The following is a 15,598-nucleotide window of genomic DNA, read 5'->3' on the forward strand; positions in this document are numbered from 1 at the left end:
ACCTCTAAAAACCTACTGCGCTCGATAATTTGCGCGCCGGCGGTGCTCGGAATCCTCACATACTCCCATGTATGCTCCGGTTCCTGCGCTCCGGCGACGCGCAAATTCTCTTCGCTCGTTACGGTTTTTAGAGATCCCTATACGTCCATGAACTCGTCAAGGCTTGGCGCCGGGGCCGCGCTGGGCTAGTCTGATCCGTTAACCGCAGCCGGCTCCCGCCGGCTTGCGCTCACCGCACCACGGCGCCGGAATCATGCAGGACATTCAAGACCCCAACTCCCTGTCACAGGGAGCTGCCGAGTCGGGCCAGTTGCCGGAGCAGGGCTACGCCGCTGCGGCCGTAGAAAGCGCCGCGCAGCAGTACTGGGGCGAGCAGCACGCTTACGAGGTGAAGGAGGATTCCTCCAAGCCGAAGTTCTATTGCCTGTCGATGTTGCCGTATCCGTCCGGTGCGTTGCATATGGGCCACGTGCGCAATTACACCATCGGCGACGTGATCAGCCGCTTTCAGCGCATGCAGGGCAAGAACGTGCTGCAGCCGATGGGCTGGGACGCATTTGGCCTGCCTGCCGAAAACGCCGCGATCAAGAACAAGACCGCACCAGCCAAGTGGACCTACGCCAACATCGAGCACATGCGCAGCCAGCTGCAGTCGATGGGCTACGCGATCGACTGGACCCGCGAGTTCGCCACCTGTCGCCCCGACTATTACGTGCACGAACAGCGGATGTTCGTGCGGCTGATGAAAAAGGGCCTGGCTTACCGTAAGAATTCGGTGGTGAACTGGGACCCGGTCGACCAGACCGTGCTGGCCAACGAGCAAGTGATCGACGGCCGCGGCTGGCGCACCGGCGCGCTAGTCGAGAAGCGCGAGATTCCGCAGTGGTTCCTCAAGATCACGGATTACGCGCAGGAACTGCTGCAGGGTCTGGACACGCTGCCGGGCTGGCCCGACGCGGTCAAGACGATGCAGCGCAACTGGATCGGCCGCAGCGAAGGTCTGGAGATCCGCTTCGGGGTGAAGGACGTGGATGGCCAGACGGTTGAGCCGCTGGATCAGCTCTCATTGGATGTGTTCACCACGCGCCCCGACACGCTGATGGGCGTCACCTTCGTATCCATCGCGGCCGAACACGCGCTGGCCGTGCATGCGGCGCAGAACAATTCGCAGCTGGCGGCGTTCATCGCCGAACTGCGCCAGGGTGGCGTGTCCGAAGCCGAGCTGGAGACACAGGAAAAGCGCGGCATGGACACCGGCCTGCGCGCGATCCACCCGATCAGCGGCGAAGAGCTGCCAGTCTACGTGGCCAATTTCGTGTTGATGGGTTACGGCACCGGCGCGGTGATGGCTGTGCCGGGGCACGATCAGCGCGACTGGGAATTCGCCAAGAAATACAGTTTGCCGATCCGCATGGTTATCGTCGATGCGTCGGTGATCGATGCGCTGGGCGAAATTCAGCACGATCTGTCGTTGGGCGTTGGTGTCGATCCGATGCAGGCCGCATTGAGCGGCCGCGATCTGAACGCGCAGGACATCTCTGCGCCGCTGCGCGTGGTCGAGGAATTCGAGCGTCGCATTCTTGAGGAAGCCGCCTGGGGCCCGCGCGGCATCCTGGTCAATTCCGGCGAATACGACGGCATGGATTTCAGCCAGGCGCTGAATGCACTGGCCACGCGCTTCGAGCGTGACGGTACCGGTTCACGTCGGGTCAATTACCGCCTGCGCGACTGGGGCGTCAGTCGCCAGCGTTACTGGGGCTGTCCGATTCCGGTGATCCGTTGCGAACATTGCGGCGACGTGCCGGTGCCCGAAGATCAGCTACCGGTGATCCTGCCGGAAGACGTGGCGGACGCGTATTCGAAAGTCGGTACTGTGCAGTCGCCGATCAAGGCCGATCCGGAGTGGCGCAAGACCATTTGCCCGCAGTGCGGCGGCGCGGCCGAGCGCGAAACGGATACCTTCGACACCTTCATGGAGTCGAGCTGGTACTACGCGCGTTACACCAGTCCCGGCGCCAGCACGCAGGTCGATCAGCGCGCCAATTACTGGTTGCCGGTCGACCAGTACATCGGCGGTATCGAGCACGCGATCCTGCACCTGCTGTACTTCCGCTTCTATCACAAGCTGATGCGCGACGAGGGGCTGGTGCTGAGCGATGAGCCGGCGACCAATCTGCTGTGCCAGGGCATGGTGATTGCCGAAACCTATTATCGCGACAACGCCGATGGCTCGAAGGACTGGATCAATCCGGCCGACGTCGAGATCGAGCGCGACGAGCGCGCACGGGTGATAGGTGCCCGATTGAAAACGGACGGTCAGCCGGTGCAGATCGGTGGCATCGAAAAGATGTCCAAGTCCAAGAACAACGGCATCGATCCGCAGACCATGGTCGGCAAGTACGGCGCCGACACCGTGCGCCTGTTCTCGATGTTTGCTGCGCCGCCGGAGCAGTCGCTGGAGTGGAGCGAGGCCGGTGTCGAAGGCATGTCACGCTTTCTCAAGCGTGTATGGCGCGAAGTGACGTCGCACGTGGCCAATCCCGATCATCCGGTGGTCGATCCGGGCGCGCTGGATGCGGGGCAGAAAGCCATGCGTCGGCAGGTGCACGAAACCATCCAGAAGGTCAGCGACGATTTCGGTCGACGCCACGCGTTCAACACCGCCATCGCCGCGCTGATGGAGCTGCTGAACGCCCTGAACAAGTTCAGCGATCAGAGCGATCAGGGCCGTGCCGTGCGGCATGAGGCGCTGGAAGCGATGGTGCTGCTGCTCAATCCGGTGGTGCCGCATATCAGCCACGCGCTGTGGCAGGTGCTGGGCCATCCGCAGACCGTGCTGGAAGATCTGCGCTGGCCGCAGGCCGACTCCGCGGCGCTGGTTCGCGATACGCTCACGCTCGCCGTTCAGATCAATGGCAAATTGCGCGCTACCATCGAGCTGCCGACCAGCGCCTCGAAGGAAGAAGCCGAGGCGATGGCGCGGGCGCAGCCGCAGGTGATGCATTTTCTCGAAGGTCTGAACGTGCGCAAGGTCATCGTGGTACCGGGCAAGATCGTCAACATCGTCGCAGGATGAAATCCATGAGCTTCATGAAAATCGGCCGTCCGTTCCAGATTTCACTCGTTCAGGTTTCGCTGCTTCTGGTTTCCGCCGTTGCGCTGGCGGCCTGCGGTTTTCATCTGCGCGAAAACGTGAAGCTGCCGGCGTCGATCCAGAAGGTACACATCGCCGCCGGTACCGGCGATTTTCAGCGCATGCTGGCACGGGCGCTAGAGGTTGCCGGTGTTGACGTCAAGGATGAGAGTGGCCCGGGCATCGCCGAGCTGAACGTGCCGGTGGCCACATTTTCGACCGATACGTTGACGGCCGGCGGCTATGCGCGCATCACCGAGTACGCGGTGCGTTACAACGTGCAGTTCAGCGTGATCGATGAGGTTGGCGACGTGGTCATACCGCCGCAGACCATCGGCATGCAGCGCGAATACAGTTATGACGCGACCAATACCATTGGTAATGCTTCGGAGGTGACGGAAATCCAGCGCAGCCTCAACGAAGACATGGTGCAGGCGATCCTGTTCCGCCTGCAGGCGGTCACCAAGCATCAGATGGCAGCGCAGGCTGCTGCCGCGAGTGCGACAAACGCTGCAGCACCTGCGGCAGCCTCCAGCACGCACTGATGCCGCTCAGCTCCGGCCAGTGGCAGAAGGCGTTGGCGGCCGAGAGTCTGGCTTCCGTCTATCTGCTGGCGGGTGAAGAATTGCTGGTGCTGGAAGCGGCCGATGCGCTGCGCGCACGGGCAAAAAAACTCGGTTACCCCGAACGCGAAGTACTTGAGGTCGGCCAGCATTTCGACTGGGACGATCTGGCTCGTGCCGCCGCCGGCATGTCGCTGTTTTCCACACGGCTGTTCATCGATCTGCGGCTGCCTACCGGCCGGCCCGGCATAGAAGGCGCCAAAGCGATCAATGCCTTTTGCGCCGATCCACCGCCCGATGTGACCTTGCTGATTACCGCGATGGAGTGGAGCAGCAAGCACGACGGTGCGTGGAGCAAGAAGCTCGATGCCAGCGGCAACATGGTGGTATTCAACGCGCCGCGCGCGAACGAGTGGGGTGCCTGGATTAGCGCGCGGCTCGCTACACGCGGACTGTCCGCCACGCCTGACGCGGCCGCGCTGCTGGCCGAACGCGTCGAAGGCAACCTGCTGGCCGCCGCGCAGGAAATCGACAAACTTGCCGTATTGCACGGACAGGGCCGCATCGATGCCAGGGAGATGGAGAGTCTGGTCGCTGACAGCGCCCGCTACGACGCTTTCAAACTCACCGACGCGGCGTTTGCCGGTGAGGGCGCGCGTGCGCTGCGTATTCTTGCTGGCTTGCGCGCCGAGGGCGATGAGCTGATTGCCCTGATGGGCTGGCTGGTCAACCAGCTGCAGCTTGCGCTGCGTCTGGCCAACGCCAACGATTTTGCGGCCCAGGCCAAGACCGAGCGGCTGTGGCAGGCGCGCGAACAGCTCTTTCGCAAAGCCCTGCGCCGCGCGCCGCGCGAGCACTGGCTGCAATGTCTCGCTCGCGCCGCGCGCATCGACCGCATGGCCAAGGGGCGCGAAGCCGGCAATCCGTGGCAGGAAGCCGAGCGGCTGATCGCCGCCATCGCCGAACCACGCGCTGCTGCGGCGCTGGCGCAGAGTCTGGCCTGATGGCAGCGCGGCCGCTCGCGATTTTTGGCGGTACCTTCGATCCCGTGCATATCGGTCACCTCAGCGTGGCCTGGGAAGCATCTGAGTTGCTCGACGCCGACGTGCATCTGATGCCGGCCAGCGTGCCGCCGCACCGCCCGCCACCGACAGCAAGCGCCGATCAACGCGTCGCGATGCTGAGTGCCGCACTACAGGGCCAGTCACGGTTGACACTCGATAGCCGAGAGCTGCAGCGCAGCGGACCGTCCTACACCATCGATACGCTGATCGAACTGCGCGCGGAACAGGGTGATCGCCCGCTGGTGCTTCTGATTGGCGCCGATGCTTTCGCCGGACTGCCCAGCTGGGATCGATGGCTGGAGATCTTTGATGTCGCTCACATCGGTGTACTGAGTCGGCCGGGTATCGATGCCACGTTGTCCGATGCTCTGCTTCAATTCATCAACGACCGGCGTGTGGAATCCACCGGTGAATGGCGTGGCACGCCGGCGGGCAAAGTCATCGAGCTGACCGTCACCCCGTTGGAAATTTCCGCTACCCGTATCCGCGAACTGCTCGCTGCGGGGCGCGATCCGCGTTATCTCTTACCCGCGGGTTTGTTTGATGACGCGCAGCTGCTGGCGCCGTATCGTTCGTGAGATCGGCCGGCATTTTGCGTTGAACGGTTGAACGTAGGTTGGTCGTGAGCGCAAGCGACTGTGGGGGCAGGGTGCCGGAACGAACATTCGCCAAGCGAATGGCCCGAAGGGCGAGCCGCACTGGCGGCTTATAAATCCAACGTGGCGAGCGACTGCTGTTGGGGTCCGCTTGCGCTCACCCCAACCTACGCAAAAGGCATGATCAAGCTTCGGTGGAAGCGGGCTGACCTTCGGGAGCTCCGCGTTCAAGCACATCCGGTAGTGCGTGGCCGTTCTCGGTAAAGCTCAGCGAGATGGAGTTGAGGCAGTGGCGGTCGCCGGTAGGTTTGGGGCCATCGGGGAAGACGTGGCCGAGATGGCTGCCGCAGCGGGTGCACACTTCCTCGGTACGGATCATTCCGTAGCTGGTATCGCGGATCAGCGTGATGTGCGCATCGTCATACGGCTGGAAGAAGCTGGGCCAGCCGGTGCCGGAATCGAACTTGGCGCTGGAGCGGAACAGCGGCAGGCCGCAGAAACGGCAGGTGTAGACGCCATCTTTCTTGTTGTCGAGAAAAACCCCGCAGAACGCCGCCTCGGTGCCGTGCTCCAGCAGCACGCGCTTCTCGTCGCGATCGAGTCCGGCGGTGATTTGCTTGCGCTGTGCGTCGGTAGGCGGCGTAAGGTCAAAGGTGGTCATGGCAGCTCCCAGGCGTAGGATGACGAAGGCGTAAGTCGCCTCTTTCCATGTTGGGATGCGTTGCGCTCGATCCAACCCATGTGCTTACAAAGCCGGCCATGCATAGCTGCACGATACCCAGCCTGTGCTTCGATGTCTCCGTTTCCCGCTAGGGCAACCCGGATAGTTCTCCGTTCCCCAAATACCTGACTACATCGAACTCAACTGTCCACGGACGTCATTGATCGAGGCCCGAATCCGGGCGCTGAAAACCGAGTCCTCGTGATGGATCAGCAGCAGCCGCTCGGTAGCGCGGGTCATGGCGACATAGAGCAGGCGTGCTTCGTGAGATTCGTCTTCGCCGGGTGCGGGCATCTGGCCGAGGCCGGGAATGATCACGACGGGAAATTCCAGGCCCTTGCTGGATTTCATGCTGACGATGCGAACGGCATCCTTGACCAGGAACAGCAAGGCCTTGCCCTTGTCATCGGCCAGCCGGCAGCTGATGCCGGCATGGTCCAGTGCATCACGCCACTGCTCGCCCTGCTTGTTATGGCGAAACAGTAGGGCGATATCGTCGAGGCGACGGCCATGCGCCTGTTCGTCGAGGATCTGGCTGATCAGGGTGGTGATCTCTTCGCTGGCGCTATTGACGCGGATCAGTTCGGGTACGGCGCCGCGGCGGCCCGCGCTTTCCGGTGCGATCAACGGCACGCCGTCGTCATCGCCGGCGTGTGCATCGAGCAGTTCGCTGGCGAAGCCGCGTGCGACGGCGAGAATTTCCAGCGTATTGCGATAGTTGAGCTTGAGGATGGTGGTGCGGCCCTGCGCCTGCACGCCGAGGCTTTTCCAGGTGAATTTGCGGCGGTCGGCGCGGCCATTGATGTTCTGCGCATCGTCGTACAGCACCAGCAGCGAGTTGGTATTCGGGTCGATCATCTGCACGATCAGCTTGTACCAGTCCGGCTCGAAATCATGGCCCTCGTCGATCAGCACAGCACCGTACTGGAAGCGTGGAATCTGGCCTTTCTCGACGCCGTCGATCACCTTCTGCACCATCTGTGCAAAGAAATCCTTGCTGCCTTGGGCCGGCAGGTCCACGTGGTAGGCCGTGAGCATCTTGTGGCACCACTTGTGGAAGTTGTAGACCTGTACTTTTTCGCTGAGACCGCGCTCGCCAATCAGCTGGTCGAGCCGCGCGGCCAGCGTCTTGTTGTAGCAGAGCACCAGGATGGGCTTGGCCAGCTCGCGTGCCAGTTGCATTGCGCGAAAGCCCAGGATCATCGTTTTGCCTGATCCGGCGACGCCATGGATAACCCGGTGTTCGTCGCCTAGCGAGCGCGCCAGTTGCTCCTGCTGCGCATCCATCACCTTGACCAGGTCGGGAATCTCCAGCGGTCGCGTGATTGTGCCGGTGTTGTCGAACAGGCCGAATTGCCCCTCGCCCGGCGCTACCCGAATTTCCGGAAACAGGTGCCAGCGCACGCGATCAATCTGCGGTAGCGTGAGGGCGGTGGGAAACACCTGCGGAAACATCGCCCACAGCCGTTCCTGAAAGGCCTCGGAGTCGACTGTGTCGTAGATCTCGTCGCGGCAGATCGTCAGGTGGGCGGGGATCACCGCATCCAGACCGCCGTCAATGAACTGCTTGCGGCCGATATTGGCCAGCACCACGCCGTAGGCCCACGGCATGACCAGCTTGCCGGCATGGCGGCTGCTCGGCGGATGGCGCAATGCGGGGTCGCGCTCCAGCACCACGCCGATTTCCAGCGCATAGGCACGCGCCTGCAACAGCGGGTTGGCCTCCTTCACCAGGCCGCGATCGGTAATCAGGGTGAACTGGGTGCTGTCGGCGTGCTGGATGGTTTCGGCTTTCCAGTCCTTGACCTCCAGCACCAGCATGCCGCGACGTGGATGGAATACCACGAAATCCGGGCGCCGCTGCTTCAGGCCGATCGGTACGTCGTACCACAGCAGGTAATCGTCTTCGAGCTTGCTTTCGAGTCGTTCGGAGAAGCGCTTTTCGCCGCCGGTCATTCGGGGCAGACAGCCATTGCGGGTCGGAGTAAGCGTGGCCATCCTGCGTCCAGAAAGTGTCTGTCGTCGAAAGTAGCGAAAAGCGCCGGCGTGTCAACGCTCACCTTTACGTGTCGCCGATCCCGTATCTTAGTACCCGCCAGGTTTGGGGGGCGGTAGTAGTGGTACAAGGGGCGGCGCTTGAACATCGTGCGGTGATTTGGCCAAGGAATGATTGATGCCGTTTCAGATTGAAACGCTCTCACTGATAAGCGCTCTGCAGACGGCGTTTATGGCGCTGATGCTTTGGGCCGGGACTTACGGAGAGCCTGGTCGTGTCCGCCGCAGCCTGCGCATCCGGTCGGCGGCGCTGGCGGTGGAGGCGTTGGGCTGGGGGACTCTGGCAGCGCACGCTTATCTGCTGCCCACGATGCTGCTGTTGGGCGGCAATGCGTTTAATCTGCTTGCGCAAGGCATGAGTGTGATTGCCCTGCGCATGCTGCTTGGCGAAAGCCTGCGCGGTCGGCTGGTGCTTGCAGTGGGTGTGTTCGGCTGGCTTGGCGTGGCTTGGTTTGGCCTGATCGAGCCAAACTATCAGGCACGGGTGCTTTGGGGCTCGCTGGCCATTGCGATAAATATTCTGCTCAGCGTCGAAGCGCTGGTGGGTATTACGGTGCGCCGCGGTTCGCGCGCGCGCTTCGTGCTGCTGAGCGTGTTTGCGATGGCGGCCGCGTTGTTGGTATGGCGCAACGTCCAGCTGTGGCTGAACGACTATCCGTTGCACGGCATCACCGCGCCGAACAACACCAATTTCCTCTACGTGCTGCTTTCCGGCCTGCAACCGCTGTTTGCCGGTATCGGTTTTCTGCTGCTTTATAACGAAATCCTGCAGCAGGAACTGCATCTGCTGGCGCGTCTGGACCCGTTGACTGGCGTGAGCAACCGGCTGGCGATCAACGAAGCAACGACGCTGATGCTGGCCCACTCGTCCCGGTACCGCCAACCACTGGGTGTGCTGATGCTCGACGCCGACCACTTCAAGAGCGTCAACGATCGCTTCGGCCACAATGGCGGAGACAAGGTCTTGCGTTCGCTGGTATTGAGTATCCGTACCACCCTGCGTGAGTCTGACTTGATAGGCCGTGTGGGTGGCGAGGAGTTTGTGGTGTTGTCGCCTGGGGCGGATCTTGCGGGAACCCTGATGCTCGCCGAACGCGTCCGTGCCACGGTCGAAAAGACGCCGTTGACGATTGATGGCCAGTCGGTGATGCTGACTGTGTCAGTGGGCGTAGCCAATGCGGCGTCAAGTGATCGCGACGGCAACACACTGCTGCAACGGGCCGACGCCGCACTGTATGCCGCCAAGCGGGCGGGCCGTAATCGGGTGGAAGCGGCGATGGCGGAAAAAAGCGCCGAGCCATTGAGCTGACTGCAATTTCAGGAGGCGACGCGCGCTTCGCCGGGCCAGTGGGTCAGCGTGCTCGCAGATATGCCCACGCGTCGGCATGAGCGGCTGGCGATACCGTCTTTCAATGCAGCGCGGAACACCGGTGCGATCGACCACAAGGCATGCGCGGCCAGCTTCGCCTGCCGTTGCTGCCAGGGCGTGTGGCACAGGATATGGTTGGCCCAGTCCGGCAACAAGGCGGCGCTGGCCAGCAGGAACAGATCGCGCGACAGTCCGGCTGCAGGTACCGGCAACTTCACCTGCGAAAGCAGCTGCAGCACTTCGCGCGACCGATCAGTAAAAGCCAGTTCCGGCTGGATACGTTTGAAGTAATCGGTGACGTCTTGCTCCGATGCGGGTACGTCACGAGCCCCCAGTGCTTCGGCAATGCGGCGCACTTCGTTGTAGTAGCGGTCGGCGGCACCAACGGGCAGCGTGACGTGGCTATAGCGGCGATAGCCCTGCAAAAAACTGTAGGCCTCGGTGACGTGAACCCACGTCAGCAAATGTGGATCATCCGCGGCGTATGGACGTCCATCTTCGCCATGGCCTTTGACGTAGGCATGAATGCGGCGGACATGCGCGATCAGTGCGTCGGTGGCTGCCAGCGGCGCGTACGTCGTGGCACCTACAAACAGGGTGGTGCGCCGGAGTCGGCCAATCAGATCCTCGCGAAAATTGGAGTGATCCCATACGCCGGCGAGCGCCAGCGGATGCAGCGTCTGCAAGGTCAGTGCGGCGAGGCCACCGGACAACATGCCGGGGAAATCCGAATGCACGCGCCATGTCACGCTGTCCGGCCCGAACAGGCCAGGATCGCCGAGCGGCTGGTCGTAATCGATACGGCTGCTGCCTTCGCTGGGCGGAAATGCACTGAGCACCCAGTGCCGGATCGCTGCGCGAACCGGGCTGAGCGATCCGCCAGCGGCGCGGGCGAGCAGATGAAGGGAAGGTGGCATGTTTGAATCTTAGAGCCTGTTGGCAAGCTGCGCGTGGCTGGCATGGTCCATCGGTAGCGTGTCGTTTACATCCGTAACGCGTTGGCTGCCGTTCTTCTCCAGGTCATTCCGGCGCAAGCTGGAATTCGGCTTGCAGTCGGCTCAAGTAAGTCAGTGTCGTCGGATATTTGTTTGGCGCAGGTGGCCGGAGCAGCATCGGATCCGGCGTTGTCACGGGCACACAGGGTTTGATTTGGCCGCCTGATGTGCTATTCCTATACGCCCATGACATTTCCTTCCGCCCGCCTCTATTTCTGGTTTTATGGCTATCCGATGCCGCAGGCGGAGCCAAGGGTGCGATCGTAAGTTACCGATTAAGCGAATCCCGAAAGCCGCCAGCTCACCACTGGCGGCTTTTTTCATGGCCGCCAGTGAATCTCGATCAACCAAATCTGGATCACCAAGGAATCACCGCATGAACGCTGCCATCACGAACAACCACAACGACGATCTTCGCATTCGCGAACTCAAGCGTCTGAGCACGCCCGCTGAGGTTATCGGTGACTGCGGCGGCAGCGATAGCGCCAGTGCCACCGTGGCGCAGACGCGGAGCAGGCTGCACGCCATTCTCGAGGGAAGGGACGACCGGCTTGCGGTAGTCATTGGCCCGTGTTCCATTCATGACACCGCTGCTGCGCTGGAATATGCCGAACGATTGCGGCAGCAGCGCGAGCTGCATGCCGACACGCTGGAAATCGTGATGCGCGTCTACTTCGAGAAACCACGCACCACGGTGGGCTGGAAAGGCTTGATCAACGATCCCGGTCTCGACGGCAGCTTCCGGATCGATCGCGGCCTGCGCCTGGCGCGCGGTCTGCTGATCGGCATCAACGCGATCGGTGTGCCGGCTGGCTGCGAATTCCTCGACATGATCACGCCGCAATACATCGCCGATCTGGTCAGCTGGGGCGCGATCGGCGCACGCACCACCGAGAGCCAGGTGCATCGCGAGCTGGCGTCGGGCTTGTCGTGTCCGGTCGGCTTCAAGAACGGCACGGACGGCAACGTGAGGATCGCCGCCGATGCGGTGCAGGCGGCGTCGCAGCCGCATCATTTCCTGGCCGTAACCAAGGATGGCCGCACCGCGATTGCCGCCACCGCCGGCAACGAGGACTGCCACGCGATTCTGCGCGGCGGCAGCTCACCCAACTACGACGCCGACAGCGTCGAAGCGGCCTGTGCGGTGCTCGTCAAGGCGGGCTTGTCGCCGCGGTTGATGATCGATGCCAGTCACGCCAACAGCAGCAAGAAGCCGGAAAATCAGCCAGCAGTGATTGACGATATCGCCGGCCAGGTCGCGGCGGGTGAATCACGCATCATGGGCGTGATGGTGGAGAGTCACCTGGTCGGCGGCAGGCAGGATATCGAATCAGGCCAGCCGCTGGTTTACGGTCAAAGTATCACCGATGGATGTATCGACTGGGACAGCTCGGTGACGGTACTGGAGCGTCTTGCCGACGCGGTAAGACAGCGTCGCCGTCTCCACGCGAGGCACGCTGCTTGATTCAAGTGCTTGATGCCAAGATGAAGGTGGCGCCGGTGCGGGCGCCACTTCTATTTCGTCGGAAAGCTCAGCTCTCCAGCGTCGCATCCAGTGTGATCGTCGCCTTGAGTACTTTGGAAACCGGGCAACCCTCCTTTGTCGCCTGTGCAATCTTGGCAAAGGCTGCAGCATCCGCACCTGGCACCCTGGCTTTGCAGGTCAAATGCACGGCGGTGATCGAAAAGCCTTCGCCGTCTTTGTCCAGCGTCACCACGGCCTTGGTGTCGATGCTGTCAGCGGTCAGCTTGGCTTTGCCCAGCTCAAGCGACAGCGCCATTGAGTAGCAGCCGGCATGGGCCGCACCGATCAATTCTTCGGGATTGGTACCGGGACCGTCCTCGAAACGGGATTTGAAGCCATACGGCGCCTCGCGCAATACGCCAGTCTCGGTCGAAATGCTGCCCTGGCCGTCCTTGATACCGCCGGACCAGTGGGCGGATGCGGATTTCTTCATGGTGCTCTCCTGTCGGGTTGAATGCTTTGAGGAGGCAGCGTGTCAGACCATTCATGCAGATGGCGCGAACGGATTGATGGTCAGGCTTAACAAGCTGTTTCGGCTTTCAGGCCGTATGCTCGGGCATCAGGTGCAACACCGAGGTTCTTATGCTGTTCGATATTCATCACGATCACGCTGCGCGACGCTTCGAAACAACGGTAGATGGTGTGCATTGTCTGCTGGACTACACCCTGGCCGATGGAGTCGCTACATGCGTAATGACGATTACCCATACCGACGTACCGGCCGAAGTCGGTGGTCGCGGTATTGCATCGGCCTTGGTAAAGGGGGCAATGGATGCGGCCCGCACCCGGGGGTGGAAGGTGATACCGGCCTGTTCCTATGCGGAGAACTGGATGAAGCGCCACGCCGATTATCACAACCTGCGCGCATGACGATCCAGCGGATCACGGTGTCCGGCTATCATCGGGCCGTCCGCGGCAATGACGTCGCGCGTGCTGGAGCTATCCTTTGTCTGCATTCCCTGATGATTTCCACGGCTGGATTGCCAGCAGTTCACCTATCGCTATGTTGAAGCTGGCACGAGAATGAGCACGATGTCATCGAAATCCGCAAAAAGAACTTCGGCCAAAGCATCGTCGCCATTGCCCCCCGATGACACATCATCGCCGTCGAAGTCGTTCGAGCAGACGAGGCATCCGGTGAAACACCGATGGCGACCACTGCATTTCATCAGGGCACGGCCGCGAATGCTTATTGCGCTGGCGATTTTCGTTATCACCAGCGGCGTGCTGGTAGAAACCGGAGCGCGCATCTCCAATGCGGTTCTGTTGGGTTTTGACCTTGGTGCCGTGGTGTTTCTGAGCATTTTGGCGCGTCTGTTCAACCAGTCCTCGCCGACACGCATGCGTCGACAGGCACGCGCACAGGACACCGGGCGCTGGGGCATTCTGTGGAGTGGCATCGTGCTGTCATCGGTCGTGCTGGTGGCATTGAGCAATGAGTTGCACGCAGCGAAGAGCGGCGGCTTGCCGTCGCTGGTGGTTGGTGTGCTGAGCGTGGTGCTGACCTGGTTGTTCCTCAACGTCATGTTTGCGATGCATTACGCGCACGGGTTCTACGGCGACTACGGCGAGAAACATACCGGGCTCGATTTCCCCGATACACCAGAGCCGGACTACTGGGATTTTGCGTATTTCGCGATTGTGATCGGCATGACATTCCAGGTCTCCGATGTGCAGATCACCAGCCGCTATCTGCGGCGGGTAGCGCTGCTGCACAGCATCATCGCGTTTTTCTTCAACGTGTTCATCATCGCGATCACGGTGAATATCGTGGCGGGGCAAAGCTAGGACCGTGCGCCAGGCTTCATCTAAGAAGCTGTTTAAAAACCTACTGCGCTCGGTATTTCGGGCGCGTACGGTGCTCGGAATCCTCATGTACCTCTACGTACACTCCGGTTCCTGCGCTCCGTGCGCACCCGAAATCCCTTCGCTCGCTACGGTTTTTAAACAGCTTCTAAGAAACTTCCGGCGGCGATGTAACTGTCGGCAAGCCATCGGCGAATAAGGTTATGGAGACATGACAAAACGTCTCCATCCCTCTTATTCAAGGACTTTGCCATGAACGTACGTCTCGCAACACTTCTTGTCGCCGGCATGACCTGTGGTTTTGCCGCCACCTCCGCGTTTGCGCAGGATGCGATGGCTCACAGCTCCAGCTCGGCGATGTCGCATGACTCAATGAAAGGTGATGCCATGAAAGGCGATTCCATGAAGCACGATTCAATGAAGAGTGATTCGATGAAGAATGGCGCCATGAAAGGTGATTCGATGAAGCATGACTCGATGAAGAGTGACTCCATGAAGGCTCCAGCCAGCGGCAGCAGCTCAGGCCACTAATCGCCGAGTGGGCTTGTTTTCGAGGGGTGTTGCGATGAGGACGCTCCTTCGCTGTGATGTACGGTATGCGTTGTTACGTGCTCAACAACCGATGATCAACCGCGCATAATGGCTCGATATCCTGTTGCAGGCCGTCAGCTGTGAACGACTCGTTTGTCCGTGATCTTGGCATTCAACATCCACTGATCCAGGCACCCATGGCGGGTTCGACGCCGCCGGATCTGGTCGCAGCTGTATCCGGTGCCGGTGGCCTGGGTTCGCTCGGCGCGGGTTACCTGGAGCCGCAGGCGATTCTGGATCAGGCTGCGCAGATTCGACGGCTCACCGATCGTCCGTATGCGATCGGTTTGTTCGTTCTGCCAGACGAATTCGTCGTCGATATGGCCGCGGTGATCAAGGCGCGCGAGCAACTCGATGCGTTGATGGAACGAGAAGGTCTCGCGGTACGTACCAGTTTGCCGACGCGCTGGGCTCCGCGATTTTCCGATCAGTTGGCGGCTCTGTATGAGGCGCGGCCCGCGGTGGCGTTTTTTGCTTTCGGACTGATCGATGCCACGCAAATACGCAAATTGAAACAACGCAACATCATCGTGATTGGCACGGCGACCACGGTGGCTGAGGCGCGTGCCTGGGCAGAATGCGGCGCCGATGCAGTAAGCCTTCAGGGTGCAGAAGCCGGCGGCCATCGCGGCACGTTTCTGCATGATGCCGACGCTGCGATGATCGGCCTGTTTGCACTATTGCCCATGGCGGTGCGTGCGATAAACATTCCCGTGATTGCTGCGGGTGGGATCATGGATGGGCGCGGCATGCTGGCTGCGGAAATTCTCGGCGCATCGGCCAGCCAGCTGGGAACCGCTTTTCTGGGCTGTTCGGAGAGTTCGGCCGCCGAGTCATGGAAACATGATCTCCTGCAGGCTGAAGATCATCGCGTCACCACCATCCGCAGCTTCTCCGGTCGTGCCGCGCGTGGCTTGCGCAACCGTTACGTGGAGGCGATGGAGCCGACTGTGGCCAACCTGCCGGCCTATCCCGTTCTGAACGCACTCACCGCACCGCTGCGCCGCGCGGCGGCCGAGGCGGGTCGTGGCGATCTGCTGTCTGAATGGTGCGGACAGGCCGCAACGCTGGTGCGGCCGATGCCAGCGGCGGAGCTGGTGGGTGTCCTGATGGACGAATATGGCGCGGCCCGGCGTTCTTTGGGTGTTTGACGTGCCGGCGGGGCAGGCCGGTTATACTG

At 61.4% G+C, this 15,598-nt stretch carries 14 protein-coding genes; 10 read left to right on the top strand and 4 right to left on the bottom strand.

The features are described from left to right. The first annotated feature begins 253 nt into the window (after window positions 1-253). Genes leuS through nadD form a run of 4 tightly spaced genes read left to right on the top strand, consistent with a single transcriptional unit; the run spans window position 254 to window position 5,338 of the window. Window positions 254-3,076: a leucine--tRNA ligase gene (gene leuS / locus HDE79_RS20850; RefSeq protein WP_184605014.1), complete on the top strand. Its 2,823-nt coding sequence runs from the start codon at window positions 254-256 to the stop codon at window positions 3,074-3,076. A 5-nt stretch (window positions 3,077-3,081) separates the two neighbouring features. Next, window positions 3,082-3,678: an LPS assembly lipoprotein LptE gene (gene lptE / locus HDE79_RS20855; protein ID WP_184605016.1), complete on the top strand. Its 597-nt coding sequence runs from the start codon at window positions 3,082-3,084 to the stop codon at window positions 3,676-3,678. Beyond that, entirely contained in the window at window positions 3,678-4,700 is a 1,023-nt protein-coding gene (gene holA / locus HDE79_RS20860; RefSeq protein ID WP_184605018.1) for a DNA polymerase III subunit delta, read from the top strand. Before lptE ends, holA begins: the two co-directional genes overlap by 1 nt. Beyond that, window positions 4,700-5,338 carry a nicotinate-nucleotide adenylyltransferase gene (gene nadD, locus HDE79_RS20865; RefSeq protein WP_184605020.1) on the top strand — a complete coding sequence of 213 codons (639 nt, stop codon included), beginning with the start codon at window positions 4,700-4,702 and terminating at the stop codon, window positions 5,336-5,338. The genes holA and nadD overlap by 1 nt, the downstream gene beginning before the upstream one ends. Before the next feature lie 202 nt (window positions 5,339-5,540). Here the strand turns inward: nadD and msrB are convergent, their stop codons facing one another. Then, on the bottom strand, window positions 5,541-6,017 hold the full coding sequence (gene msrB, locus HDE79_RS20870) for a peptide-methionine (R)-S-oxide reductase MsrB (protein ID WP_184605022.1): 477 nt from the start codon (window positions 6,015-6,017) through the stop codon (window positions 5,541-5,543). Window positions 6,018-6,206: 189 nt separating this feature from the next. Continuing rightward, the gene (locus HDE79_RS20875) at window positions 6,207-8,075 is read right to left on the bottom strand and encodes a 3'-5' exonuclease (protein ID WP_184605024.1); all 1,869 of its coding nucleotides are present in this window, start codon (window positions 8,073-8,075) and stop codon (window positions 6,207-6,209) included. Window positions 8,076-8,250: 175 nt separating this feature from the next. On the opposite strand from HDE79_RS20875, the gene HDE79_RS20880 reads away from it, so the two are divergent. Further along, window positions 8,251-9,441 carry a GGDEF domain-containing protein gene (locus tag HDE79_RS20880; RefSeq protein WP_184605026.1) on the top strand — a complete coding sequence of 397 codons (1,191 nt, stop codon included), beginning with the start codon at window positions 8,251-8,253 and terminating at the stop codon, window positions 9,439-9,441. An 8-nt stretch (window positions 9,442-9,449) separates the two neighbouring features. Here HDE79_RS20880 and HDE79_RS20885 read toward each other — a convergent pair whose 3' ends face one another. Continuing rightward, window positions 9,450-10,418 (bottom strand): oxygenase MpaB family protein, encoded by a 969-nt coding sequence (locus tag HDE79_RS20885; RefSeq protein ID WP_184605028.1) that lies wholly within the window; start codon window positions 10,416-10,418, stop codon window positions 9,450-9,452. A 454-nt stretch (window positions 10,419-10,872) separates the two neighbouring features. Between HDE79_RS20885 and HDE79_RS20890 the strand changes: the two genes are divergently transcribed. Further along, window positions 10,873-11,961 (top strand): 3-deoxy-7-phosphoheptulonate synthase, encoded by a 1,089-nt coding sequence (locus tag HDE79_RS20890; protein WP_184605030.1) that lies wholly within the window; start codon window positions 10,873-10,875, stop codon window positions 11,959-11,961. Between the two features lie 67 nt (window positions 11,962-12,028). On the opposite strand, the gene HDE79_RS20895 is transcribed toward HDE79_RS20890, so the two are convergent. Then, the gene (locus HDE79_RS20895; protein WP_184605032.1) at window positions 12,029-12,454 is read right to left on the bottom strand and encodes an OsmC family protein; all 426 of its coding nucleotides are present in this window, start codon (window positions 12,452-12,454) and stop codon (window positions 12,029-12,031) included. A 149-nt stretch (window positions 12,455-12,603) separates the two neighbouring features. Here HDE79_RS20895 and HDE79_RS20900 point away from each other — a divergent pair, with 149 nt between their 5' ends. The 4 genes from HDE79_RS20900 to HDE79_RS20915 all read left to right on the top strand — a co-directional run bounded on the left by HDE79_RS20900 (window position 12,604) and on the right by HDE79_RS20915 (window position 15,569). Continuing rightward, a complete protein-coding gene (locus HDE79_RS20900; RefSeq protein ID WP_184605034.1) occupies window positions 12,604-12,891 on the top strand; it encodes a GNAT family N-acetyltransferase in 288 nt (95 codons plus the stop codon). Between the two features lie 315 nt (window positions 12,892-13,206). Continuing rightward, window positions 13,207-13,809 (top strand): DUF1345 domain-containing protein, encoded by a 603-nt coding sequence (locus HDE79_RS20905; protein ID WP_255488538.1) that lies wholly within the window; start codon window positions 13,207-13,209, stop codon window positions 13,807-13,809. 270 nt (window positions 13,810-14,079) lie between these two features. Further along, on the top strand, window positions 14,080-14,358 hold the full coding sequence (locus HDE79_RS20910; RefSeq protein WP_184605038.1) for a pentapeptide MXKDX repeat protein: 279 nt from the start codon (window positions 14,080-14,082) through the stop codon (window positions 14,356-14,358). A 140-nt stretch (window positions 14,359-14,498) separates the two neighbouring features. After that, window positions 14,499-15,569 carry a nitronate monooxygenase gene (locus HDE79_RS20915; RefSeq protein WP_184605039.1) on the top strand — a complete coding sequence of 357 codons (1,071 nt, stop codon included), beginning with the start codon at window positions 14,499-14,501 and terminating at the stop codon, window positions 15,567-15,569. Window positions 15,570-15,598: the final 29 nt, after the last annotated feature.

Origin of the sequence: Rhodanobacter sp. MP1X3, from assembly GCF_014207165.1 — a bacterium.
In the GTDB taxonomy this organism is placed as follows: domain Bacteria; phylum Pseudomonadota; class Gammaproteobacteria; order Xanthomonadales; family Rhodanobacteraceae; genus Rhodanobacter.

What these genes read in the sequence shown, in the direction of transcription:
- HDE79_RS20885 (WP_184605028.1), bottom strand. Translation starts at nt 10,418, where the DNA reads ATGCCACCTTCCCTTCATCTGCTCGCCCGCGCCGCTGGCGGATCGCTC.
- holA (WP_184605018.1), top strand. Translation starts at nt 3,678, where the DNA reads ATGCCGCTCAGCTCCGGCCAGTGGCAGAAGGCGTTGGCGGCCGAGAGT.
- nadD (WP_184605020.1), top strand. Translation starts at nt 4,700, where the DNA reads ATGGCAGCGCGGCCGCTCGCGATTTTTGGCGGTACCTTCGATCCCGTG.
- HDE79_RS20900 (WP_184605034.1), top strand. Translation starts at nt 12,604, where the DNA reads ATGCTGTTCGATATTCATCACGATCACGCTGCGCGACGCTTCGAAACA.
- leuS (WP_184605014.1), top strand. Translation starts at nt 254, where the DNA reads ATGCAGGACATTCAAGACCCCAACTCCCTGTCACAGGGAGCTGCCGAG.
- HDE79_RS20895 (WP_184605032.1), bottom strand. Translation starts at nt 12,454, where the DNA reads ATGAAGAAATCCGCATCCGCCCACTGGTCCGGCGGTATCAAGGACGGC.
- lptE (WP_184605016.1), top strand. Translation starts at nt 3,082, where the DNA reads ATGAGCTTCATGAAAATCGGCCGTCCGTTCCAGATTTCACTCGTTCAG.
- HDE79_RS20875 (WP_184605024.1), bottom strand. Translation starts at nt 8,075, where the DNA reads ATGGCCACGCTTACTCCGACCCGCAATGGCTGTCTGCCCCGAATGACC.
- HDE79_RS20905 (WP_255488538.1), top strand. Translation starts at nt 13,207, where the DNA reads ATGCTTATTGCGCTGGCGATTTTCGTTATCACCAGCGGCGTGCTGGTA.
- HDE79_RS20910 (WP_184605038.1), top strand. Translation starts at nt 14,080, where the DNA reads ATGAACGTACGTCTCGCAACACTTCTTGTCGCCGGCATGACCTGTGGT.
- HDE79_RS20890 (WP_184605030.1), top strand. Translation starts at nt 10,873, where the DNA reads ATGAACGCTGCCATCACGAACAACCACAACGACGATCTTCGCATTCGC.
- HDE79_RS20880 (WP_184605026.1), top strand. Translation starts at nt 8,251, where the DNA reads ATGCCGTTTCAGATTGAAACGCTCTCACTGATAAGCGCTCTGCAGACG.
- msrB (WP_184605022.1), bottom strand. Translation starts at nt 6,017, where the DNA reads ATGACCACCTTTGACCTTACGCCGCCTACCGACGCACAGCGCAAGCAA.